This window comes from Metabacillus sp. KUDC1714 (assembly GCF_014217835.1).
GTDB classification, from domain to species: domain Bacteria; phylum Bacillota; class Bacilli; order Bacillales; family Bacillaceae; genus Metabacillus; species Metabacillus rhizosphaerae.
Genome location: NZ_CP055263.1, coordinates 5707649 through 5729573, shown reverse-complemented (window position 1 = coordinate 5729573; position 21925 = coordinate 5707649). Strand labels below are relative to the sequence as shown.

The 21925-nt window shown below is 34.9% G+C and carries 24 protein-coding genes; 21 read left to right on the top strand and 3 right to left on the bottom strand.

The annotated features are described in order from the left end of the window. Window positions 1–19: 19 nt before the first annotated feature. The 4 genes from ribE (at window position 20) to HUW50_RS26600 (ending at window position 2961) form a co-directional block, all read left to right on the top strand. The gene (gene ribE, locus HUW50_RS26615) at window positions 20–667 is read left to right on the top strand and encodes a riboflavin synthase (RefSeq protein ID WP_066330087.1); all 648 of its coding nucleotides are present in this window, start codon (window positions 20–22) and stop codon (window positions 665–667) included. 57 nt (window positions 668–724) lie between these two features. Continuing rightward, a complete protein-coding gene (locus tag HUW50_RS26610) occupies window positions 725–1918 on the top strand; it encodes a bifunctional 3,4-dihydroxy-2-butanone-4-phosphate synthase/GTP cyclohydrolase II (protein ID WP_066330085.1) in 1194 nt (397 codons plus the stop codon). Window positions 1919–1944: 26 nt separating this feature from the next. Beyond that, window positions 1945–2409, top strand: coding sequence for a 6,7-dimethyl-8-ribityllumazine synthase (ribH, locus tag HUW50_RS26605; protein ID WP_066330078.1), 465 nt, complete (start codon window positions 1945–1947; stop codon window positions 2407–2409). 186 nt (window positions 2410–2595) lie between these two features. Beyond that, window positions 2596–2961: a GNAT family N-acetyltransferase gene (locus HUW50_RS26600; RefSeq protein ID WP_066330076.1), complete on the top strand. Its 366-nt coding sequence runs from the start codon at window positions 2596–2598 to the stop codon at window positions 2959–2961. 44 nt (window positions 2962–3005) lie between these two features. Here HUW50_RS26600 and HUW50_RS26595 read toward each other — a convergent pair whose 3' ends face one another. Then, the gene (locus HUW50_RS26595; protein WP_066330074.1) at window positions 3006–3536 is read right to left on the bottom strand and encodes a DUF309 domain-containing protein; all 531 of its coding nucleotides are present in this window, start codon (window positions 3534–3536) and stop codon (window positions 3006–3008) included. A 92-nt stretch (window positions 3537–3628) separates the two neighbouring features. Further along, window positions 3629–3724 carry a YjcZ family sporulation protein gene (locus HUW50_RS26590; protein ID WP_072579338.1) on the bottom strand — a complete coding sequence of 32 codons (96 nt, stop codon included), beginning with the start codon at window positions 3722–3724 and terminating at the stop codon, window positions 3629–3631. A 206-nt stretch (window positions 3725–3930) separates the two neighbouring features. Between HUW50_RS26590 and HUW50_RS26585 the strand changes: the two genes are divergently transcribed. The 17 genes from HUW50_RS26585 to HUW50_RS26505 all read left to right on the top strand — a co-directional run bounded on the left by HUW50_RS26585 (window position 3931) and on the right by HUW50_RS26505 (window position 20090). Next, a complete protein-coding gene (locus HUW50_RS26585; protein WP_066330071.1) occupies window positions 3931–4674 on the top strand; it encodes a segregation/condensation protein A in 744 nt (247 codons plus the stop codon). A gap of 3 nt (window positions 4675–4677) precedes the next feature. Further along, on the top strand, window positions 4678–5274 hold the full coding sequence (scpB, locus tag HUW50_RS26580) for an SMC-Scp complex subunit ScpB (RefSeq protein WP_066330068.1): 597 nt from the start codon (window positions 4678–4680) through the stop codon (window positions 5272–5274). A 172-nt stretch (window positions 5275–5446) separates the two neighbouring features. Then, window positions 5447–5917 carry a DUF3907 family protein gene (locus HUW50_RS26575; RefSeq protein WP_185653541.1) on the top strand — a complete coding sequence of 157 codons (471 nt, stop codon included), beginning with the start codon at window positions 5447–5449 and terminating at the stop codon, window positions 5915–5917. Between the two features lie 68 nt (window positions 5918–5985). Beyond that, window positions 5986–7137: a D-alanyl-D-alanine carboxypeptidase family protein gene (locus HUW50_RS26570; protein WP_066330060.1), complete on the top strand. Its 1152-nt coding sequence runs from the start codon at window positions 5986–5988 to the stop codon at window positions 7135–7137. Then, on the top strand, window positions 7130–7717 hold the full coding sequence (locus tag HUW50_RS26565; RefSeq protein ID WP_066330054.1) for a nucleoside recognition domain-containing protein: 588 nt from the start codon (window positions 7130–7132) through the stop codon (window positions 7715–7717). The genes HUW50_RS26570 and HUW50_RS26565 overlap by 8 nt, the downstream gene beginning before the upstream one ends. A gap of 7 nt (window positions 7718–7724) precedes the next feature. Beyond that, complete coding sequence (locus tag HUW50_RS26560) at window positions 7725–8255, top strand: spore maturation protein (protein WP_066330052.1); 531 nt, start codon at window positions 7725–7727, stop codon at window positions 8253–8255. A 261-nt stretch (window positions 8256–8516) separates the two neighbouring features. After that, on the top strand, window positions 8517–9245 hold the full coding sequence (gene rluB, locus HUW50_RS26555) for a 23S rRNA pseudouridine(2605) synthase RluB (protein WP_066330050.1): 729 nt from the start codon (window positions 8517–8519) through the stop codon (window positions 9243–9245). Between the two features lie 95 nt (window positions 9246–9340). Further along, window positions 9341–9862, top strand: a complete 522-nt coding sequence (resA, locus tag HUW50_RS26550) for a thiol-disulfide oxidoreductase ResA (protein WP_066330048.1) — start codon at window positions 9341–9343, stop codon at window positions 9860–9862. Window positions 9863–9878: 16 nt separating this feature from the next. Next, the gene (resB, locus tag HUW50_RS26545) at window positions 9879–11513 is read left to right on the top strand and encodes a cytochrome c biogenesis protein ResB (protein ID WP_066330043.1); all 1635 of its coding nucleotides are present in this window, start codon (window positions 9879–9881) and stop codon (window positions 11511–11513) included. A 90-nt stretch (window positions 11514–11603) separates the two neighbouring features. Further along, window positions 11604–12779 (top strand): c-type cytochrome biogenesis protein CcsB, encoded by a 1176-nt coding sequence (ccsB, locus tag HUW50_RS26540; protein ID WP_066330041.1) that lies wholly within the window; start codon window positions 11604–11606, stop codon window positions 12777–12779. A gap of 147 nt (window positions 12780–12926) precedes the next feature. Then, window positions 12927–13649, top strand: a complete 723-nt coding sequence (locus HUW50_RS26535) for a response regulator transcription factor (protein ID WP_066330039.1) — start codon at window positions 12927–12929, stop codon at window positions 13647–13649. Beyond that, entirely contained in the window at window positions 13646–15445 is a 1800-nt protein-coding gene (locus HUW50_RS26530; RefSeq protein ID WP_066330037.1) for an ATP-binding protein, read from the top strand. The genes HUW50_RS26535 and HUW50_RS26530 overlap by 4 nt, the downstream gene beginning before the upstream one ends. Window positions 15446–15670: 225 nt before the next feature. Beyond that, a complete protein-coding gene (locus HUW50_RS26525; protein ID WP_066330031.1) occupies window positions 15671–16252 on the top strand; it encodes a cob(I)yrinic acid a,c-diamide adenosyltransferase in 582 nt (193 codons plus the stop codon). Between the two features lie 16 nt (window positions 16253–16268). Next, a complete protein-coding gene (locus tag HUW50_RS26520) occupies window positions 16269–16721 on the top strand; it encodes a 2-thiouracil desulfurase family protein (RefSeq protein ID WP_185653540.1) in 453 nt (150 codons plus the stop codon). Between the two features lie 294 nt (window positions 16722–17015). Continuing rightward, a complete protein-coding gene (gene sigX, locus HUW50_RS26515; RefSeq protein ID WP_066330029.1) occupies window positions 17016–17564 on the top strand; it encodes an RNA polymerase sigma factor SigX in 549 nt (182 codons plus the stop codon). Further along, window positions 17542–18735 carry a GerMN domain-containing protein gene (locus HUW50_RS26510; protein WP_066330028.1) on the top strand — a complete coding sequence of 398 codons (1194 nt, stop codon included), beginning with the start codon at window positions 17542–17544 and terminating at the stop codon, window positions 18733–18735. Before sigX ends, HUW50_RS26510 begins: the two co-directional genes overlap by 23 nt. Window positions 18736–19133: 398 nt before the next feature. Then, entirely contained in the window at window positions 19134–20090 is a 957-nt protein-coding gene (locus HUW50_RS26505) for a M23 family metallopeptidase (RefSeq protein ID WP_066330024.1), read from the top strand. A 172-nt stretch (window positions 20091–20262) separates the two neighbouring features. Here the strand turns inward: HUW50_RS26505 and serA are convergent, their stop codons facing one another. Continuing rightward, window positions 20263–21837, bottom strand: a complete 1575-nt coding sequence (gene serA, locus HUW50_RS26500; RefSeq protein ID WP_066330023.1) for a phosphoglycerate dehydrogenase — start codon at window positions 21835–21837, stop codon at window positions 20263–20265. Between the last annotated feature and the right edge of the window lie 88 nt (window positions 21838–21925).

The following is a 21925-nucleotide window of genomic DNA, read 5'->3' as shown; positions in this document are numbered from 1 at the left end:
AGCAAAGTGAGGGAACTTAATGTTTACAGGAATTGTTGAAGAAATTGGTACGATATCAAGCGTTCAAGGTTCTAAGGACGCAATTGTTTTTACAATAGTAGCCAAAAAAATAATGGGTGATATGTCCTTGGGGGATAGTATTTCCGTTAACGGAGTTTGTTTAACAGTTACAGATTTCAGTCCAGCTTCTTTTTCTGTTGATGTGATGCCTGAAACTGTTAAAGACACGTCGTTAAACCAATTAAAGCAAGGTTCCAAAGTTAATTTGGAAAGAGCGATGGCTGCTAACGGTCGTTTCGGAGGACATTTTGTTTCAGGGCATGTTGATGGAATAGCTAAAATTAGTAAAAAACAACGTTTTTCAAATGCTGTTTATTACGAATTACAGGTAGCAGAAGAGTTAACAGATACTCTAATTCATAAAGGTTCGATCACAATTGATGGAATTAGTTTAACAATATTTGGTCTGGAAAAAGATAAAGTTGTTATTTCAATTATTCCTCATACGCTAACAGAGTCAATCCTCGGTACGAAAGCTGTTGGAGACATTGTTAATATTGAATGCGATATGATTGGTAAGTATATAAAGAAATTTATTAACCAACAGGTAAATCCAAAGAACTCTTCATTGAGTAAATCATTTTTAGCAGATAATGGATTTTATTAAGGGACGAAAACACCTTTATTATTGATTGGAAATGATAAAGATGAAGGAGGCTTGACAATGTTTCATAAAATAGAAGATGCCATTCATGATCTAAAAGAAGGTAAGGTTATTATAGTTGTTGATGACGAAGATAGGGAAAATGAAGGGGATTTTGTCTCCTTAGCAGATCGAGTGACACCAGAAACGATTAATTTTATGATTAAGCATGGAAGAGGATTAGTTTGCGTTCCGATTACTGAACAACAAGCTAAAAGATTAGAACTAACGCCGATGGTTAATCAAAACACAGATCCACATGGTACTGCCTTCACTGTTAGTGTTGATTATAAATCGAATAAAACGGGAATCAGTGCATTTGAACGTGCGGACACCGTTAAAGCATTACTAGCAGATGATACAAATCCATCCGATTTTAAACGTCCAGGTCATACATTTCCATTAGTGGCTAAGGAAGGTGGAGTACTTCGGAGAGCAGGCCATACTGAAGCAGCTGTGGATTTATCCATTCTTTGCGGTGCAAAACCTGGTGGTGTTATTTGTGAAATCATTAAAGAAGATGGTACGATGGCGAGAGTACCTGATTTACTAATAATTGCTGAACAGCTAGATTTGAAAATCATTACGATTAAGGATTTAATCCAATACCGTAATCGAAGCGAAAAATTAGTTAAGAGAGAAATAGAAATTGATTTACCAACAGAATATGGATCATTTAAAGCCATAGGTTATTCTAACTCATTAGATGATAAAGAACATGTTGCACTTGTAAAAGGTGAAATTGATACAACTGTACCCACATTAGTAAGAGTGCATTCTGAGTGCTTAACAGGTGATGTTTTTAGTTCATATCGATGTGATTGTGGTCCACAATTGCACGCAGCACTTGCACAAATTGAGAAAGAGGGCAAAGGTGTATTATTGTATATGCGCCAAGAAGGCAGGGGCATTGGTTTACTAAATAAAATGAGAGCGTATAAGCTTCAAGAGCAAGGGTATGATACAGTAGCAGCAAATGAAAAGCTAGGCTTTGCTCCTGATCTCCGAGATTATGGAATTGGTGCTCAAATCCTAAAAGATTTAGGAATTGAAAAAATGAACCTATTAACGAATAATCCTAGGAAAATTGCAGGACTTGAAGGATACGACTTAACTGTTGTTGATCGAGTACCTATTGAAATGCCGGCAAGAGAAGAGAATGAACAATACTTAAGAACAAAGTATGAAAAACTTGGACATTATTTACATTTTTAATACAAACAAATCAGGAGGAATTATAGATGAAAACATTTGAAGGTCATTTAATTGGTAGTGGATTAAAGGTAGCGATCGTAGTTGCTCGTTTCAATGAATTTATTACGTCTAAGCTGTTAGGTGGAGCAGAGGATGGGTTAAGAAGGCACGGTGTAGAAGAAGAAAATGTAACTGTAGCTTGGGTTCCTGGCGCTTTTGAATTACCTCTAATAGCAAAAAAACTTGCTGAAACAGGGAATTATGATGCTGTTATTACATTAGGTACAGTTATTCGTGGAGCAACAACTCATTATGATTATGTTTGTAATGAGGCAGCTAAAGGTGTCTCTAAAGCATCTTTATCAACAGGTGTTCCAGTAGTATTTGGTGTTTTAACAACTGAAACAATTGAGCAAGCAGTAGAGAGAGCTGGCACAAAGGCTGGTAACAAAGGATATGAAGCAGCCGTTACAGCTATTGAAATGTCAAATTTACTTAAAGCCCTACATTAATTTTACAAAAAGTGTTTAAAATCGATAAAAAACTGTTTATAATGTTTTGAGAAGTAGTTTTCTTGAAATTCAAACATCAGCAATATCAAAGGGTATCATGTTTCGTTTTTGTATCTAATATTTTTTATCGACGCTTGACTAATGCTTTCGCTTTTTAGGAAGCTATTTCGTTAATGAGGGGTATTTATGTTAATACGTTATAAAAAAAGTTTTGAAAAAATTGCAATGGGTCTCTTGTCATTTATGCCAGGTGAAAAGGATCTTAAGCAATTACAACAAACTATTAAGCAATATGAAACGACAGATGATTGGCAGTTGTTTCTATGGAAACAAGAAGAGGATATTATTGGTGCCATTGGAGTTGTTTTTAAAGGTGAGGACCTGGTAGAAGTTCAACATATCTCAGTGAATCCTTCCCATAGGCAACAAGGTATCGGTAAGCGTATGGTAAATGCAGTAAGAGACCTATACAAAAACAAATCTGTTGTTCCTAATGACGAAACAGAGGCATTCTTTAAAAAGTGTAATGCTGATAAAGACCTAGATTGTTAGTGAAAGGCCAGAGATCAATTTATTGTGATCTCTGGCTTTAACTATTATTTAGAGTTTCTGGACCTTTTTCGTATTTCAAGCTGCTGTAATCGTTGTTCAATAACAGCAGATCGATTTCGTTTTTTATGCTTATGAATTAAATACTCATCCAATAAGTCACTATCTTTTCCCCATACCTTATGTGAGTCTTTACATTGCATTTTGCACATGTGTAACAATTCCTTATCGATGATTGGTAAATTGAAGCTATAGTAGCCTCTTTTATCTAGAATTTCGTTTTTTCGCTTTTTTAATTCTTTAATTAGCTCTTCACTATGTAATCCAAGCTTTTCAATTGCCTGTCTATCATTCTCCAATAACTGAATTGAATTTGAAATCATTCGCAATGCTCCGGAAAAATTCCCTCGCCTTTGATGATATAAGCCAACAGCAATTTGAATAAGACCAACCCAGTATTTTTTCCGGTTCTTAGGTGGATCAGCTTTCCAATGCTCTTCTAACACTTCATGGCACTCAAAATAATCCCGTTCACAATGAAAGTGTAGGAGATATTCTATAAAGGCACGGTCATACATACTCGTTTCATCCCTTCAGTGATTCTATATAAATAATTGTATCATAAAAGTAAACAAAGACTGCTGATACACTCAGCAGTCTTTTGATTTAATTAGTATAACCAAGCAGCACCAACGATAATTAATAAAATAAACAATACAACGATTAACGCAAATCCTCCACCATAGTTAAAACCTTGTTCACCCATGATTAATTCCTCCTTAATGTTGAGCTATTACATTTGTAATATATGAGGAAAGAGCTGAAATGTATGGGCGAATGACCAATTATTAGGTATTTTTCTTACAACTAGTTATGAATATTTTTGTTAAAATACCTTAAATATTATTGGACATGCTTAAATTTTACTCTATACTATATGTTGGCTAGTTGTAAGAATGGTGGGATATAAAATTGCAATATCATGTGAAGATTGATGCTTTTGAAGGTCCATTAGACCTTTTACTACATTTAATTAATCGTTTAGAAATTGATATATATGATATTCCTGTTTCAGAAATTACAGAGCAATACATGCTATACATTCACACAATGCAAGAGTTGCAGCTTGATATCGCTTCTGAATATTTAGTTATGGCAGCTACATTGCTTTCAATTAAAAGTAGAATGCTTTTACCAAAACAAGATGAAGAGCTATTTGAGGATGAATATGGGGAAGAACCAGAAGAAGATCCTCGGGAAGAGTTAATGAGAAGGTTAATTGAGTATCGTGTTTATAAAGAAGCAGCGGAGGACTTACGTACTCTTGAAGAAGACCGGTCACAGGTCTATACTAAGCCACCTAGTGATTTAAGTGAATACGGCACACTGCCAGTAAATCAAATGGATTCTTTGAATGTTTCTTTATATGACATGCTTGGTGCATTTCAAAAAATGTTAAGAAGAAAGAAAATACAAAAACCAATCCAAACAAAAATTACTAGGCAAGAAATTCCAATTGAAAAAAGAATGGAAGAGATCTTAGATGATTTACGATCAAGTCCTGGGAGACGTCGATTTGTGGATTTATTTCCATCTAACAGTAAAGATCATTTAGTCGTTACGTTTTTAGCTATATTAGAATTGATGAAATCACATTCAATATTAATTGAACAAGAAAATAATTTTGCAGATATTTATATTATGGGGAGTGAGTAGCTCATGTCCTTAGGTTTAATTGAGTGGAAAGCAATTGTAGAAGCTCTATTATTTGCTTCTGGTGATGAGGGCCTTTCTTTAAAACAGCTTACGGTTGTTTTAGAACTAGAAGAACAGGAAGTCAATGATATTCTAGAAGAGCTGTCACAAAGCTATAAAGGAAATGAACGTGGAATTGAATTAGTCGTAGTTGCAGGACAATACCAATTAACTACGAAAAAGGATCATGCAATTTATTTGAAAAGATTAGTTGAAGCACCTGTAAATGCTTCACTATCACAAGCAGCGCTTGAAACTTTAGCTATTGTTGCCTATAGACAACCAATTACAAGAACTGAAATTGAAGAAATCCGTGGAGTGAAAACAGAGCGTCCAATCCAGACCCTTGTAGCAAAAATTCTAATAAAAGAGGTTGGTAGGGCAGAAGGTACAGGTCGCGCCATACTATATGGTACAACAAAGGAATTCCTTGAATATTTCGGATTGAAATCAATAAAAGAGCTTCCACCTCTTCCGGATAAAGAAAATGAAGAATATGAACAGGAAGAAGCAGACTTATTCTTTGAAAAATTTAATGAAACATTAGAGGAACTAAAATAATGAACTAAGACTGACTTAGGGGTAATGTTCAATGCTTGCTAAAAAGGCAAAAGCGTGAAATTACCTGAGTCAGTCTTATTTCGTATGTTCAGTTTTTAAAATAATAAGCATATACTATTCGAGAAGTTGCTCCTAGCTTTTATTGATTATACATATGACGAAAAGGGTGTGTATGATGGAAAATACACGTTTAAAATCAGAACTTAAGAGAGTAGTAGTATTTTTGGAGAATGTAGTCGATAAAATAACGAATTATTTGAATGATACTACAATCACATCTTTAGAAAATGAAATAGCTGGCGACAAGGACTACTTCTTAAAATTGTTAAAATCCATTCGAAAGCTTGTAGTATTTTGTGAGGAGGCACTTGATGCCTGTATTACTATTTTAAGGAATCAGCCTTTTAAAGAAGATGTGGCAAACCAACTACTTTTTAAAGTGTATCAGCAATGTATTGAAAGATATTTTCACCCCAAGAATGATGTTTGGTACGAAGATAGTCGTAGTGCCTATTCAAGCACAAAAGCGATTGTTTTTAGAAAAACACCACCTCCTTCATTAGCCGATTTAATCACCGCCTTTGAAGACGATTTTCAAGTAGTTAGAGAAGCATTAGATAAAGGAGTCCAGCCACAATTTTGAAATTTCCATTCATAAGCTTTGTCCACGTGCATAAACTTGTACAAAACAAGTAAGAGGACGTGATAGCTTTGCCGCATATAAAGAAAGTGACAACCGGTTTTATCATCATTTTTTTGCTGCTAACATTATTTCCGCACCAGTCACAAGCAATAGGTGTGAGTGCGAGAGCTGCGATATTAATAGATCAGGAATCAGGTAGAATTCTCTATGAAAAAGATGCTCACACTAAGATGAGAATTGCAAGTATTACGAAGATTATGACGGCAATTCTGGCAATTGAATCCGGAAAGCTCGATTCAATGGTAAAAGTTAGTGATCATGCGCTTAAGGCTGAAGGATCCTCGATTTATTTGCAAAAGGGAGAAAAAATAAAATTAGAGGATTTAGTATACGGACTAATGCTACGTTCAGGAAATGATGCAGCTGTAGCAATCGCCGAACATGTAGGGGGCAGCCTTGAAGGCTTCGTGGTAATGATGAATCAAAAAGCTGAAGAAATCGGGATGACAAACACGGAATTTGCAAATCCGCATGGGCTAGATGATCATGAAAATCATTATTCTACCGCTTACGATATGGCTATTTTAACTCAATATGCTATGCAAAATGAAACATATCAAAAGATTTCTAGTACCGAAACCCATAAAGCACCCAATCCTAATGAAAAATGGGACAGAGTATGGCATAACAAAAATAAATTATTAACTAGTCTTTATGAATATAGCACAGGAGGAAAGACGGGTTACACAGTAAGAGCAAAACGAACCCTTGTCTCAACAGCATCAAAGGATGGATTTAATACAATTGTTGTTACCTTAAATGATCCAAATGATTGGAAGGATCATATGAATCTTCACAATTATGCCTATAATAATTTTGAACTTGTAAATATTAAACAACAGGGAACACTTAATCAACTAGACAATGATTTTTATAAGGAAAGAGTGTTTATTAATAGAAATGTCATATATCCCTTAACAGCTGAAGAACAAGAAAAAGTGAAAATTAATCTATCCTTGATAACACCAAATAAGAAATGGGAAGACCCTGAGGATGTGCCCAATGTTGTAGGGGAAATGACTGTTATGCTTGATAAAAAAGAAATTGCGGAGGTTCCAATTTACTTTGACAATGGTCAGGTTGAAAAGCCGAAAGGCTCATTCTGGGAGCTGTTTAAAAGTTTATTTTTTGCTTCAGCAGGAGTAAATAAATATGGTTAATCTCATATGGGTACTTTTAACTGTGATCGGCATTGTCTTTGCGATGTTTAATGGAACAATGGAGCAAGTAAATGAAGCTGTTTTTAAAGGTGGAAAAGAAGCAATAACGATTTCGTTTGGATTAATTAGTGTATTAGTATTTTGGCTTGGTTTAATGAAGATTGCTGAAAAAGCAGGTTTATTAGAAAAACTAGGTAACTTATTTAAGCCAATTGTGTCTAGGCTTTTTCCAGAGGTGCCGCCTGAACATCCGGCAATGGGGTATATGATTTCCAATATGATGGCCAACCTTTTTGGGTTAGGAAATGCTGCCACACCATTAGGAATAAAAGCTATGGAACAATTGAAAGTCTTAAATGGAAATTCAGATAAAGTTAGTCGTTCTATGATAACATTTTTAGCTATTAACACCTCGAGTATTACGTTAATACCCACGACTGTCATCGCGATCATGATGACCTATGGTTCATCCTCTCCAACTAGTATAGTCGGACCAACGATTCTTGCGACATTTATATCAGCAATTGGAGGAATATTAATAGATCGATACTTTTATTATCGGAGAAAGAGAAAAGGGTGAAAAGAACATGGGAATCATTGGAGTGATCTCTTTATGGCTAATTCCAGTAATAATTGGTTTTATTTTAATATATGGAACCTTAAAAAAGGTTCCTACTTATGAAACATTTGTTGAAGGTGGAAAAGAAGGCATTACCATTTCCTTTTCAATTATTCCATATTTAGTTGGGATGCTTGTAGCTATCTCAATCTTCCGTGCTTCGGGTGCATTAGATTTTTTAATGAATATAATGAAACCTGCACTAGATATTCTAAATATTCCGGCAGAAATAGTCCCTTTAGCTTTTATTCGCCCAATATCAGGGACAGCTGCTTTAGGACTAACCTCCGATATAATTGCTACATATGGACCTGATTCATTTATCGGAATGTTAGCAGCAACAATGCAAGGTAGTACTGACACAACACTGTATGTACTGACCGTTTATTTCGGTGCTGTTGGTATTAAAAAAATGGGAGATGCTTTGAAGGTGGGCTTATTAGCTGATCTTGTTGGGATTGTTGCTTCAATTGTTATTGTCACATTAATGTTCTCATAGGATGAAATTCATACTAAATTGAAAGAGGCTGGCCCGTTTAGGTCAGTCTCTTTATGGTGCATATAACAAAACTAGCGGTTAAACGTAATTTAAACATAGAATAGGAATTGTGGTATGATGGTAAAGCACAATTTGACGTTTAATATCGAAAAAATGATAATAGGTGAAATGATAGTAAATTGATGTTGTTTTTTTCAACTAAACTTGTCGAAACTTGTGAAAAAAACTGGAAAGCAGTAATATGTTAACGAGGTGAACAAGATGGAACGCTTACAAAAAGTAATTGCTCATGCCGGTGTAGCATCTAGAAGAAAAGCAGAGCAGTTAATAGTAGAAGGTAAAGTAAAAGTGAATGGAAAAGTAGTAAAGGAACTCGGAATAAAAGTGACCGATCAAGATCGAGTCGAGGTTGAAGGAGTACCATTAGAACGGGAGGAACCTGTTTATTTATTATTGTATAAACCTACAGGTGTAATATCGGCTGCAAAAGATGATAAAAGTAGAAAGGTTGTTACGGACTTTTTCCCTTATATAAAGCAACGGATTTATCCAATTGGAAGACTTGATTATGATACATCCGGACTGATACTTCTAACAAACGACGGTGAATTTGCCAATATTCTTATGCATCCACGCTATGAGGTTGAAAAAACATATGTTGCGAAAATTAAAGGCATCCCACTTCGTGAGAAGGTAAGACAACTTGAAAAGGGTGTCCATCTTGAGGATGGAAAAACGGCTCCTGCAAAAGTAAAGGTATTATCCGTAGACAAAAAAAAGCAGACGTGTATTATTGAGCTGAAAATACATGAAGGTCGTAATCGTCAAGTAAGACGAATGCTAGAAGCGATTGGTCACCCTGTCCAAAAGTTAAAAAGAGAACAATATGCATTTCTAGATTTAAAAGGTCTTGCTACAGGTGATTCAAGAGAATTATCACCACATGAAGTCAAACAGCTTCGAGCTCTTGCTCTCCATGGCAACAAGTAAGACAATTTTCACATAAACTTCAAAAACTGCAGCAAACCATCTATATGGATAATGTTATAATGACACTGAATGTTTAAGTGTAGGGGAGTTTGTAAATGAAGAAGAAACGTTTACTTATGCGCTCTATTATATTAATTTTATTAATTGGTGCGTTAGGATATACATTATATTCAAATTTTATTGTGAGCAAAGAGAAGGTAAAGGTTGGGAGTGAAGCACCCGATTTTGTATTAACTGATTTAGAGGGAAAACAGCACCAGCTTTCAGATTACAAGGGTAAAGGTGTATTTTTAAACTTTTGGGGAACATGGTGTGAGCCTTGTGAACGAGAAATGCCTTATATGGATAATCAATATGAGTACTATAAAACTCAAGGTGTTGAAGTCTTAGCAGTTAATATTGCTGAATCCAATGTTGCGGTTCAAAGCTTTGTGGACAAACATGATTTGTCATTCCCTGTCATACTGGATAAAGATCGTCAAGTGTTAGATGCTTATGGTGTAGGTCCTCTGCCAACAACGTTTCTAATTAACCCAGAGGGTGAAGTCGTACATATTACTTCAGGTTCATTGACAGAGAGAATGGTAAGGGATTTTATGGAACAGATTAAACCATAAATGGGGAGTTTTCAGCATGAATAAGGTACAATGTGAATGTAGTCATGCAAATCCGCAGGGAACACATATATGTGAATCATGTGGGAATCCGATAGGTGATAAAGAGCAAAAAGAACCTAAACATCTATTGGATATGAAATATGAAGGATCTGCAAGACGTTCTCAAACTTATAAAAAGACATTTATAGATAAAATATGGAATTTCTTTTCATCTGTTAAAGTTGGAATATGGATCATTGTATTGCTCTTAATTGCTTCTGCACTAGGAACAGTTTTTCCACAGGAAATGTATATACCTCCGACAATGACCGCAAGTGAGTTCTATAAAGATGAATATGGAGTTCTAGGTCAGTTGTATTATGACTTAGGTTTCCATAATTTATATGGTTCATGGTGGTATATGATCTTAGTTGCATCATTAGGTATTTCACTCGTTATTGCAAGCTTAGATCGTTTTGTACCATTATATCGAGCATTGAAAAAGCAAGGTGTTACTAGACATGCATCGTTTATGAAGCGCCAGAGGTTGTTTAGTGCTACTAAAACTGATGAAACAAACCTTGAAACCATTAAAGAACGATTAACATCTCGCCGTTACAATGTTAGAGAAGAAAATGGAAACTTATTAGCAGAAAAAGGTCGTTTTTCAAGATGGGGTCCTTATGTCAATCATTGTGGATTAATATTATTCTTATTTGGGGCAATGCTTCGCTTTATACCTGGAATGTATGTTGATGAAGTGCTTTGGGTTAGAGAAGGAGAGACAGCAGTCATACCAGGAACAGAAGGGAAATACTACCTAGAAAATAAAGAATTTATAATGGAAGTTTACGAGAAAGACAAAGAAAATGAGGTCTTCGCGGATGCAATTACCCGTGTTGGAGACGGAAGTGTTGTTAAGAATTTCCAATCGAATGTTGTTTTATATGAAAGAAAAGGTGAAATTGTCCATGGTGCAGAGCCTAATCTTGAAGAGGTGAAGCAAGAAGAAATTCGTGTCAATGAACCACTTAAATTTAATTCTTTTTCACTTTATCAAGTAGATTATAAGCTAGATGAATTAAATAAAATGACATTTAGTTTAATAGATAAAGAAACAGAAAAGAGTTTTGGAGAAATTACAGTAGATCTTCTAGATCCTCAATCAAATTACGATTTAGGAAATGGATATAAAGTTGAAATTTCAACTTATCTTCCAGACTTTTTCTTTAATGAGGAAGGTGTTCCATCAACAAAAACAAGGATACCAAATAATCCTGCTTTTGTTTTCAAAATGATTACACCTGAAACTCCTAAAGGCGAGACAAGTTTTGTTGCGATTCAACAGACGATAGAGCCATCAGGAGATAATCAATACAAGATGAAATTTCAAGGTGTTGAAACAAAGAATTTAACAGCATTAACTGTCAGAAAAGATTTAACACTTTGGTTTTTAGCATTAGGTGGGGCAATTTTTATGATTGGTGTTATTCAAGGTATGTATTGGAATCATCGTCGAATTTGGATCAGACGTAGTGATGATGAATTATTAATTGCTGGTCACACAAATAAAAATTGGTACGGTTTGTCACAGGAATTGAAACTGATTTTAGATGGTACTTCTTTGACAATCCCTAAAGATCAAATGAAAAAAATAATTACTAATGAATAGAACTTCTGGACTTAGCTTTCTGTACTAGCTCCAATGCTTGTCCTATGAGGCTGTCATGGCACATACACATTTCTAAAAGGAGGGGAAAACGTGGCATCATTAAGTAGTACATTTTTAGAAATTGCGTTTATTTTGTATTTAGTGGCCATCTTTCTATTTGGTGGCTCAATCCGAGATAAACGAAGCAAGTTAGATAAAATGAGTAAGTGGACTATACTGGCAGTAGGGACAACCATTTTAGGTTTTGCTTCACAATTAGTCTATTTTATTACAAGATGGATAGCATCTGGACATGCGCCGGTTAGTAATCTCTTTGAGTTTACAACAGCGTTTGGTATGATGCTTGTCCTCGCTTTCATAATCCTATTTTTCATATACAAAGTTGCAGTATTAGGTCTGTTTACTTTACCTATTGTTATTTTAATTATTGCATATGGAAGCATGTTTCCATCAGATATTAGTCCACTTATTCCATCATTACAAAGTCACTGGTTATACATTCACGTAACAACAGCTGCATTAGGTCAAGCAATTCTAGCAATCAGTGCGATCGCAGGGATTATACACCTTGTCACTGTTGTTGATCAAACAAAATCAACGAGTAAAACGCGATGGTTAGAATTTGTCATGTATATTCTAGTTATAACTATAGGGTTTATCGTTGTTACGTCAACATTTAAGGGACTGGGATATGAAGCAGAATTTAATTGGATTGATAAAAATGATCAAGAAGCTGTAATGACATTTAATTTACCGGCTTTAGTAGGTCCACATGAAGGAGAATTGGTGACAGAAGGAAAATTTGCACCTTTAGTTGAGCTTCCAGCACTTTTTTCTGCAAACAAGGTAAATACTGTTATTTGGTCAACAATTGTAGGTACCCTTTTATATGGTTTATTTAGGCTATTATTTCGTAAACGAATCTCAGCTTTGCTTCAACCATTTACGAAAAATATTAATCTTGATCTCGTCGATGAAATTGGCTATCGTTCGGTTACAATTGGTTTTCCTGTATTTACACTAGGTGCATTGATCTTTGCAATGATTTGGGCACAAATCGCATGGACCCGATTTTGGGGTTGGGACCCGAAAGAGGTATGGGCACTAATTACTTGGTTATTTTATGCTGCATACTTACATCTCCGTCTCTCAAAAGGCTGGCATGGAGAGAAGTCAGCATGGCTTGCAGTTATAGGATTCGCAATCATTATGTTTAATTTGATTTTTGTTAATTTAGTTATCGCAGGCTTGCATTCTTATGCATAAAGAAAAGGAAATCCTAAAATAATAGTAAGATCGTCAATTAAATGTGCTAAGTAGCATAAAAATAATTGCAACGCTGCTATCAAAGCCTTCACTCCAATGCAGTGAAGGCTTTTCATTATACGTACTACATACTAGGGAGGGCTCCAAATGGAAGATAATCAAAGTGCAAGAATTCTAGTTGTTGATGATGAAGATCGAATCCGTCGACTTATACGCATGTATTTAGAAAGAGAAAATTATGTAATTGAAGAAGCTGAAAATGGTGATGAGGCATTAGAGCTGGGATTAAATAACGAATATGACCTTATTATGTTAGATATAATGATGCCTGGTATTGACGGAATAGAAGTTTGTAAACAACTTCGAGAAAAAAAAGCAACCCCGATAATCATGCTTACAGCAAAAGGGGAAGAAGCGAATCGAGTTCAAGGCTTTGAGGTTGGAACAGATGATTATATCGTGAAACCATTTAGTCCAAGAGAGGTTGTTTTACGTGTTAAGGCTTTGCTAAGAAGATCATCACAGACCTCTTACTTAAAAACGGATACAAAAGCGAAAAATGTTATCGTTTTTCCACATCTTTCTATTGATCATGATGCACATCGTGTAACCGCTGATGGAACTGAGGTGAGTTTAACCCCTAAGGAATATGAACTATTATATTTTCTAGCTAAAACACCTGATAAAGTGTATGACCGTGAAAAGCTTTTAAAAGAAGTATGGCAGTATGAATTTTTCGGAGACTTACGTACAGTTGATACACATGTTAAACGTCTTCGTGAAAAGTTAAGCAAAGTGTCACCTGAAGCTGCAAAAATGATTGTAACGGTTTGGGGAGTTGGCTACAAATTTGAGGTTAATAATGCATGATACTTTGGAGAAGTGTTGTAGGAAAGCTATGGGGAACGATTTTATTACTCGTTTGCTTTGTCTTATTTGTTCTAACAATTTTAATGCTCGAGTTTATTGAAAATTATCATGTTGCTGAGGCTGAAGAAGAACTAGCTCAGCTTGCAAATAAAGTATCTGCAATCATGGAAAGTCATGAGGATCAACAACTTGCAAGATCAATTACATGGGAATTAACTGATGAATTAACTCATATTCTGATTATAAAAGACGGGGATACCTATTGGAATTCACCTAATCTAGATAAAGAAATACCTGCTCTAGAATTTGCTGATATTGAAAAAGATCCAGATCTCGCTGCTGTATTAACTAAGGACCAGAATATAAGCAAACGAACTAATCTAGTTAATCCAAATAATCCATTAGCAAACGGTGAAGATGAAATCTTAATTGTTGGCGTACCTTATAAAATTTCTGAACATGATAACGGTGCTGTTTTTATCTCGCAATCGCTGTTAGCTGTTCACGAAACTACTAAATATACAACAAAATATATTATTTTAGCTGCGGGTATCGCTATAATCTTAACAACAATTTTCGCTTTCTTTTTATCTACGAGAATTACCTATCCTTTAAGGAAAATGAAAGAGGTTGCTCAAAACCTTGCAAGAGGAAAGTTTGATATGAAGGTGCCAATAATGTCTAATGATGAAATAGGAGAGCTTGGTATTGCCTTTAATCAAATGGGGCGGCAATTAAAATTCCATATAAATGCACTTAATCAAGAAAAGGAGCATTTATCAAATATATTAAGTAGTATGGCAGATGGAGTTATTACATTAAATATAAACGGAACAATATTAGTCACAAATCCCCCTGCAGAGCGATTCTTGCAGGCGTGGTATTATGAGCAAGGAATGAATATTCAAACTAGTGAAGAACTTCCTCCAGAGGCAAATGATTTGTTTCATCTTGTAGTTAATACAGAAAAGGAACAGGTTCTAGAAATATCGCTTCAAGGAAGAAGCTGGGTTATATTAATGAGTCCATTATATAATCAATCCTATGTTCGAGGAGCAGTTGCAGTGCTTAGAGACATGACAGAGGAACGTCGATTAGACAAGCTCCGTAAGGACTTTATTGCGAATGTGAGTCATGAATTACGAACACCAATATCAATGCTTCAAGGATATAGTGAAGCAATCGTTGATGATATTGCTAGCACTGATGATGAGAAGAAAGAGATTGCACAAGTTATTCATGATGAATCTCTGCGAATGGGTCGTTTAGTTAATGATTTATTAGATTTAGCTAGAATGGAAGCTGGGCATATCTCCCTAAATCTTGAGGAGATTTCTGTACCGAATTTTATCGATAAAATAAATCGTAAGTTTCAAGGCCTTGCAAAAGAGAAAATAATATCTTTAAAAGCAGATATTGATTTAGATGAAACAATTTATGTATTAGACGCAGACAAGATTGAGCAGGTGTTAACAAATTTAATTGATAATGCCATAAGGCACACCTCTGAAAATGGCACTGTTTCTATCGTTGTTTCAAATAATGAAAATGGAATTTCACTAAAAGTTCAAGATTCAGGTAGTGGAATCCCTGAAGAAGATCTCCCGTTTGTCTTCGAACGATTCTATAAAGCTGATAAAGCTAGAACTAGAGGAAGAGCTGGAACAGGTCTTGGGTTAGCTATTGCGAAGAATATTGTGGAAGCACATCAAGGGAAAATCCAAGTTCATAGTAAAATAGGAGAAGGTACGACATTTAGTATCTTTTTACCACGAAAAAAGCTAGATTCTGATTGAAAATGACGAACAATCTTGTTTCATAAGAAACAATTTGCATGCGTAAATTGTGTGACAAACTTTTTCATTAAATAGCCTATTCGTAGGAATAGGCTATTTTTTTATATCAAACGTATTTTTAATTCATCTATAAAAGGTGAATTGAAATAGTAAGTCGAATTGTATACATAATGGAAAAACGATATATATATTGAGCTAGGAAAGAAGATTGGAGTGTGAAAAAAGTTGAATTTATATACTAGAACAGGTGATAACGGAAAAACCAGCCTTATTGGTGCAAGAGTGGATAAAGACGATTTACGTGTAGAAGCATATGGAACGATTGATGAGGCCAATTCCTTTGTAGGACAGGCAATGACATTACTTACAGACTCATTGTTCGATGATATTTACAAAGAGCTAGAAAAAATTCAACATGAGTTATTCGATTGTGGGGGCGATTTAGCAGTTGTAAAAGAAAAATATCCATATAAAACAACCGCTGAAATGGTTTCTTTTTTGGAAGAAAGAATTGACCATTATGTGAAAGAAGCCCCTGAATTAGAGCGGTTTATTTTACCTGGAGGCAGCCCGGCAGCTGCTGTAATCCACCTTGCAAGAACTGTTACTCGCCGTGCTGAAAGATGTACAGTAACACTTCAAAAAGAAATGGAGATAAATGATATTGTCTTAAAATACTTAAATCGTTTGTCAGATTACTTTTTTGCGATTGCAAGAGTGATTAATTTTCGCTTAGGAATTAGTGATGTTGAATACGAAAGAAGTGCACTTGTATTTAAGAGCAAGCCTTCAAAAAAAGACAATTAGTATAAGGAGCCTTTCGATGATTCTCGTTAGTTCCTGCTTAGCAGGGGTTAAATGCCGTTATAATGGAACAGCTAGTTTAAATGGGGAAATTCAAGAATTAGTTGATGATAAAAAAGCGATGTTGGTTTGCCCAGAGTTATTAGGAGGCTTTTTAACGCCAAGAGAGCCAGCTGAAATTATTGGTGGATATGGAAATGATGTTTTAGAAGGTCGTGCAAAGGTTATTGAAAAATCAGGTAAAGATGTAACAGAACTTTATATTAATGGTGCCCTTCGTACATTGGAACTAGTAAACTTGAACAAGGTATCTTGTGTTGTACTAAAGGAATATAGCCCCTCATGTGGATCAAAAATGATTTATGATGGTAGTTTTCAAAACAAAAAAATAGCTGGAGATGGAGTTACTTCAGCGCTGCTAAAGAGGGAAGGTATTAAAGTAATTTCAGAAGAGGAACTCTCTGAGCTTTGATAAGGTATGTAGAAAAGTGCGTAATAATAACACTGCGACTCTAATACAATATGAGTCGCTTTTTAATGTTTTTACATATAACACTCTGTTTTAGGTTTATATAGTGATAAGAAGTAACAAAAGCCAAATCTTTTGTGAATTTTTTAAAATAACCTTAGAGATTACAAGTTTGTATGCTAAAGTTAAATATAGTTGATGTCAAATATTACATAAATGTTTCAAATACATTTCATATTACATCTATGCAACTTTTCCTATTTATTTACGACTAAATAAAAGAATGGAGGGGCATTCATGGAGGATACCTTTCAGAGAATATATGAAAAATATCATCATGATCTTTTTCAATTTTTATTCTATATGGTGAAAAACCGTGAACAGGCTGAAGACCTTGTGCAAGAGGTGTATATTCGAGTTTTAAAGGCTTACGATACATTCCAAGGAAGAAGTAGTGAAAAAACATGGCTATTTTCAATTGCTAGACATGTTGCCATTGATTGGTTTCGCAAACAAAAAACAATTCGCATGCGGATTTTAGAAAAATTTGATTGGGATAAACAGCAGATAAAGGATGATCAAGTGTTACCTGATGAGGTTGCCTTGCAAAATGAACAGGTTAAATGGTTATACAAAGCACTTGACGTATGCTCGATTGACCAACGTTCTGTACTTATTTTACGGTATCTACAAGAACTATCAATTTCAGAAACAGCGGAAGCTCTTGGTTGGACGGTAAGTAAAGTAAAAACAACGCAGCATCGTGCTATAAAACAGTTGCAAAAGCAAATGATAAGCATATCTGAAAAGGAGGGGTTTTCTATTGAAAAGACAAGAGTGGAGTGAAGAACAACTCGAACAGCTTTTGAAGCAGTTGCCCTCTGTTAAAGATAAACAAACTGCTAAAGACATCTTTCAAAGCATTCAATATAAACGGCAGATTAATAAAAAGTCACGAAGTTGGATTACTCCTGCTGTTGCTACTGTTGCAGCGCTTTTGATATTCGCTTTAATCTCTCCATTTATTTTTCAAAATTTCACAACAAATAAAGAAAGTTCAATGGATATGTCAACAGCGAAAATATCAGAGGAAACAGCAACAATTGAGAATGATTCTGCTAACGATAATAAAATGGCTGAGGCAAATTCAAAACAAGGAAGTAATCAAGAGCAAAATACACTAGCTAATACTCATTTAAAAAGGGATAAAAAGGAAACATTTGTGGCCAGTGAACATGATGCAGAAGAGATCATTACAGTTGGTTTTACTGATCCACAAGCACAAAATATTATACCTATAAGTTTAGAGGCGAATGAGAAGAAGGAAAAGTTGGAACAAATTGAAGAGGTAAATCCAGAAACTTATATAGATGAACTTGGTCCGATTTCGTATGAATTAAGTAAAACAGATATATTGGAAACAGATAATCCCGAGGAAATTAACATTGAATATAATGGGGAACCAAATGTAAAATCATCTAGTCATGATATGTTATATCAAAATGCCATTATAGAAACTTTTAGATGGCTAGATTATAAAAATGCAAAACTTTATACAAATGAAAAAGAAGGAATTGAATTCGGTCAAACAGGTCATAAGAAAGATTTAGTTGTAAAGAAAGAAACGAAAAAGGCATATTTCCTATATCAATTTGACGAGGATACTCTAAAGCTTCTTGTCCCATCGCCAGATCCATATGACTCAGTTGATAGTGCTTTCGAAGCGATGAAGAAAGGGCTAGAAGAGCGTAGTTTAAAACCTACAATAATGAATAACATTACAACGATAAAGGTAAATGAAAATGGTGACATGTTAGAAATCGAATTTAATCAAGGTGTTGAATTTGAAAACAGTGAACCAACGATAATTATGTTTGAATCTATTTTATTAACAGCTAAAGAATTTGGTTATAAAACTGTTCAGTTTAATGGGATCAATATTGATAAGGTCGGTGTCATGGATGTTACTAAGCCAATAGAAGTGCCTTATTCCCCAAATCCAATTGAAGGTAATTAGTTAGAGACTCATTTTTTAGGGTCTCTTTTTGTTTTAACTAGCAATTATCTTTAGTTCTGAGCAATTATAGGGGTTATTTACAGTAAAAGTTCAACTTATGTATATTAAGGAAATAAATGCAATATACTACAGTTGTTCTGTTTCTAGACGAGCATACATACAATGTCCGTGTAGCAAAATGAGACTTGCTATTTGTGTCGAATGATCAATCATTCAAGTGGATAGGATATTATCATTTGAAACTTTCACATCAAGCCTGAGCATACTAAGTGCGTTTTTCGTACATGCTGGTGAAGTATTGTAAATCCTTCGTAAATTCACTTAATAACCATTTTATTTAGTCGATGGATTTAAAACGGAGCGTTACGAAAAATCCAAAAAAATGTAGGGGGAGAAAAATGCTAGTAAAAGTAAGACATATTATAGTGATGACCATGATTGGACTTTTTATTGGAATGATCTTTATGGGAAGTAAGCCAGTGAATGCCCAATCATACATAGATGAGTTAGATGATAACTGGGTGCAACCTGTTGATGGGGAAATTACGGATACATTTGGCACGAGAAATGGTAACCATAAAGGAATTGACATTGCTGCTCCTGAAGGTGAAAAAATTGTCTCAGTATCTGATGGTGAAGTAACAAAATCGTATTACTCCAATACATATGGACATGTAGTATTTGTTGAACATCCAGAAGGCTACGAAACTGTTTATGCTCATTTAAGTACGAGAATGGTTGAAGAAGGAGATATGGTTAAAAGAGGGCAAACTCTAGGCATTATCGGTAATACTGGTGTATCGACAGGAACACATTTACATTTTGAATTGCATGAAGGAGAATGGACTTATGATAAATCACATGCATTAGATCCTCTGTTTGTATTCGATTTGTCAAATTCAACTGTTCATGCAGAACACGATCACAAAACCATTGATCAAGAGTCAATCCAAAAAGTTCAAGATTCGACTGAAGTAAAACAGAAGTCAGTTCAAACAAAGGTTCATTCAACTTCTATTGATAAGTCTTTAAATGAACAACAAGAAAAAAATCAGCAAAAAAAGGTGATAACAGTCAGAGAGGGTGACACCCTATGGGGATTGTCACAAAACTATAAGGTAACGATTAAATCACTGCTGGAATGGAATACGTTAGACTCTGATGTTATTTACCCGGGACAAGAGCTTAAAGTCTATTTGAACAATGAAAAAAGCTATGTTGTGAAAGCTGGTGACACGCTTCAGTCAATTGCCAAAGAGTTTAGTATGGATCCTGAAGCCATAAAAAAGGCAAATCGATTAAGCAATGAACTCCTTCATCCTCAACAAGTTTTATTAATAAGTAAAAACGAATGATAAAAAAAACTGACTTTTACAAATCCTAAATGTAAACCTTCCAGTTTTCTTAATTTAGCATGAATTTCTTGTAATGTGGATAACGTCGCATCGACATCCACATTACAAGAGAATAATATAAAAGTGGCTGAACCGAACCACTTTATTGTATTCAGCCATCAAAACATCCTTATTACAAATCAATTGATTTTACAGAAACTATGTCATCATAGGCTGCTAATTGACTAGTTAATGTATCATCTAAAGGTCGGTCAAAAGCTAACATCATGATTGCTTCGCCACCTTTTTCTTTACGACCAACCTGCATAGTAGCAATGTTAACCTCATGATCACCTAACACTTTACCAACGCGTCCAATTACACCTGGTTTATCTTGGTGTTGAATGTACAATAAATGTCCTGTTGGATAGAAATCAATATTAAAGTCATTTATACCGACAATTCGTTCCCCATAGTGTGGAACATGAGTACCTCTTAGAACAAAGTTTTGATTGTCTCCAAATACTTTTACTTCTAATAAATTTTCGTAACCTGAGTTATTTGAGGTGATTTTCTCACTAAACGAAATGCCTCTTTCTTTAGCAATCATACCTGCATTAACTTCATTTACAGTTATATCAACCCTAGCACCTAAAAATCCTGATAATAAAGCTTTCGTAATGAATGAAGTTTCAAGTTCAGCTACAGATCCTTCATATTGAATCGCAACTTCTTGTACTGGTACCTTCATGCATTGTGAAACAATATTACCCATCTTTTTAGCAAGGTGATAAAAAGGTTGAATTTTATCGAAAAGCTCTTTTGTAAGAGTTGGTAAATTTATAGATGATGTAACTGGTTTACCATCTAAGAAATTTAATACCTCTTGAGTTACTTGGGCTGCAACATTTAATTGAGCTTCTTTTGTTGATGCACCTAAGTGTGGTGTTACGATAACATTGTCAAATTTAAGAAGCTTATTATTAACTGGAGGCTCTACTTCGAATACGTCCAAGGCAGCTCCAGCTACATGACCGTTTTCTAGATGATGTATCAATCCTGCCTCATCGATGATTCCACCACGAGCACAGTTCAATAAATATACACCTTTTTTTGTTTTTGCAATTGTTTCTTTGTTGAGAATACCTCGTGTTTCTTTTATAAGTGGTGTATGGACTGTGATAATATCAGCATTTGTTAAAAGCTCATCTAATGTACAGTTACTAACACCAATTTTTTCTGCCCGATCTTTCGTAAGGAATGGATCGAAAACGAGAATATTCATTCCAAATACACGTGCACGCTTCGCTATTTCTCCACCAATTCTTCCGAACCCGATAATACCTAAAGACTTACCGTATAATTCTGTACCAACAAAAGCAGAACGATTCCATTCATTTGATTTAACTGTAACATTTGCTTGAGGGATATGACGTAATAATGATGCCATCATCGCAAAAGTGTGCTCTGCTGTTGAAATTGTATTTCCATTTGGTGCATTAATAACAACAACACCATGTTTTGTTGCTGCTTCAATATCAATGTTATCAACACCAACACCAGCACGACCTACAATTTTAAGATTTGTCATCTTTTCAAACAATTCTTCCGTAACCTTGGTGGCACTTCTAACTAGTAATGCATCAAACAAGTGGAGCTCATGATCAACCTCTTCAACCTTTTTTTGCACTACATTAATATGTGCTGCATCTAATAATGGTTGTAAACCTTCGCTACTCATTGAGTCTGAAACTAGAACATGGATCATATTAAAATCCCCCCAAAGTACAGTTTAAATATCTGATAATTTAACATATTAAGGCAATTTTGTCAAAAATCCGTTAAAGCACTAAAGT

Coding starts and splice junctions, on each gene's coding strand:
- ribE (WP_066330087.1), top strand. CDS start 20: ATGTTTACAGGAATTGTTGAAGAAATTGGTACGATATCAAGCGTTCAA.
- HUW50_RS26610 (WP_066330085.1), top strand. CDS start 725: ATGTTTCATAAAATAGAAGATGCCATTCATGATCTAAAAGAAGGTAAG.
- ribH (WP_066330078.1), top strand. CDS start 1,945: ATGAAAACATTTGAAGGTCATTTAATTGGTAGTGGATTAAAGGTAGCG.
- HUW50_RS26600 (WP_066330076.1), top strand. CDS start 2,596: ATGTTAATACGTTATAAAAAAAGTTTTGAAAAAATTGCAATGGGTCTC.
- HUW50_RS26595 (WP_066330074.1), bottom strand. CDS start 3,536: ATGTATGACCGTGCCTTTATAGAATATCTCCTACACTTTCATTGTGAA.
- HUW50_RS26590 (WP_072579338.1), bottom strand. CDS start 3,724: ATGGGTGAACAAGGTTTTAACTATGGTGGAGGATTTGCGTTAATCGTT.
- scpB (WP_066330068.1), top strand. CDS start 4,678: ATGTCCTTAGGTTTAATTGAGTGGAAAGCAATTGTAGAAGCTCTATTA.
- HUW50_RS26575 (WP_185653541.1), top strand. CDS start 5,447: ATGATGGAAAATACACGTTTAAAATCAGAACTTAAGAGAGTAGTAGTA.
- HUW50_RS26565 (WP_066330054.1), top strand. CDS start 7,130: ATGGTTAATCTCATATGGGTACTTTTAACTGTGATCGGCATTGTCTTT.
- HUW50_RS26560 (WP_066330052.1), top strand. CDS start 7,725: ATGGGAATCATTGGAGTGATCTCTTTATGGCTAATTCCAGTAATAATT.
- rluB (WP_066330050.1), top strand. CDS start 8,517: ATGGAACGCTTACAAAAAGTAATTGCTCATGCCGGTGTAGCATCTAGA.
- resA (WP_066330048.1), top strand. CDS start 9,341: ATGAAGAAGAAACGTTTACTTATGCGCTCTATTATATTAATTTTATTA.
- resB (WP_066330043.1), top strand. CDS start 9,879: ATGAATAAGGTACAATGTGAATGTAGTCATGCAAATCCGCAGGGAACA.
- HUW50_RS26535 (WP_066330039.1), top strand. CDS start 12,927: ATGGAAGATAATCAAAGTGCAAGAATTCTAGTTGTTGATGATGAAGAT.
- HUW50_RS26530 (WP_066330037.1), top strand. CDS start 13,646: ATGATACTTTGGAGAAGTGTTGTAGGAAAGCTATGGGGAACGATTTTA.
- HUW50_RS26520 (WP_185653540.1), top strand. CDS start 16,269: ATGATTCTCGTTAGTTCCTGCTTAGCAGGGGTTAAATGCCGTTATAAT.
- sigX (WP_066330029.1), top strand. CDS start 17,016: ATGGAGGATACCTTTCAGAGAATATATGAAAAATATCATCATGATCTT.
- HUW50_RS26505 (WP_066330024.1), top strand. CDS start 19,134: ATGCTAGTAAAAGTAAGACATATTATAGTGATGACCATGATTGGACTT.
- serA (WP_066330023.1), bottom strand. CDS start 21,837: ATGATCCATGTTCTAGTTTCAGACTCAATGAGTAGCGAAGGTTTACAA.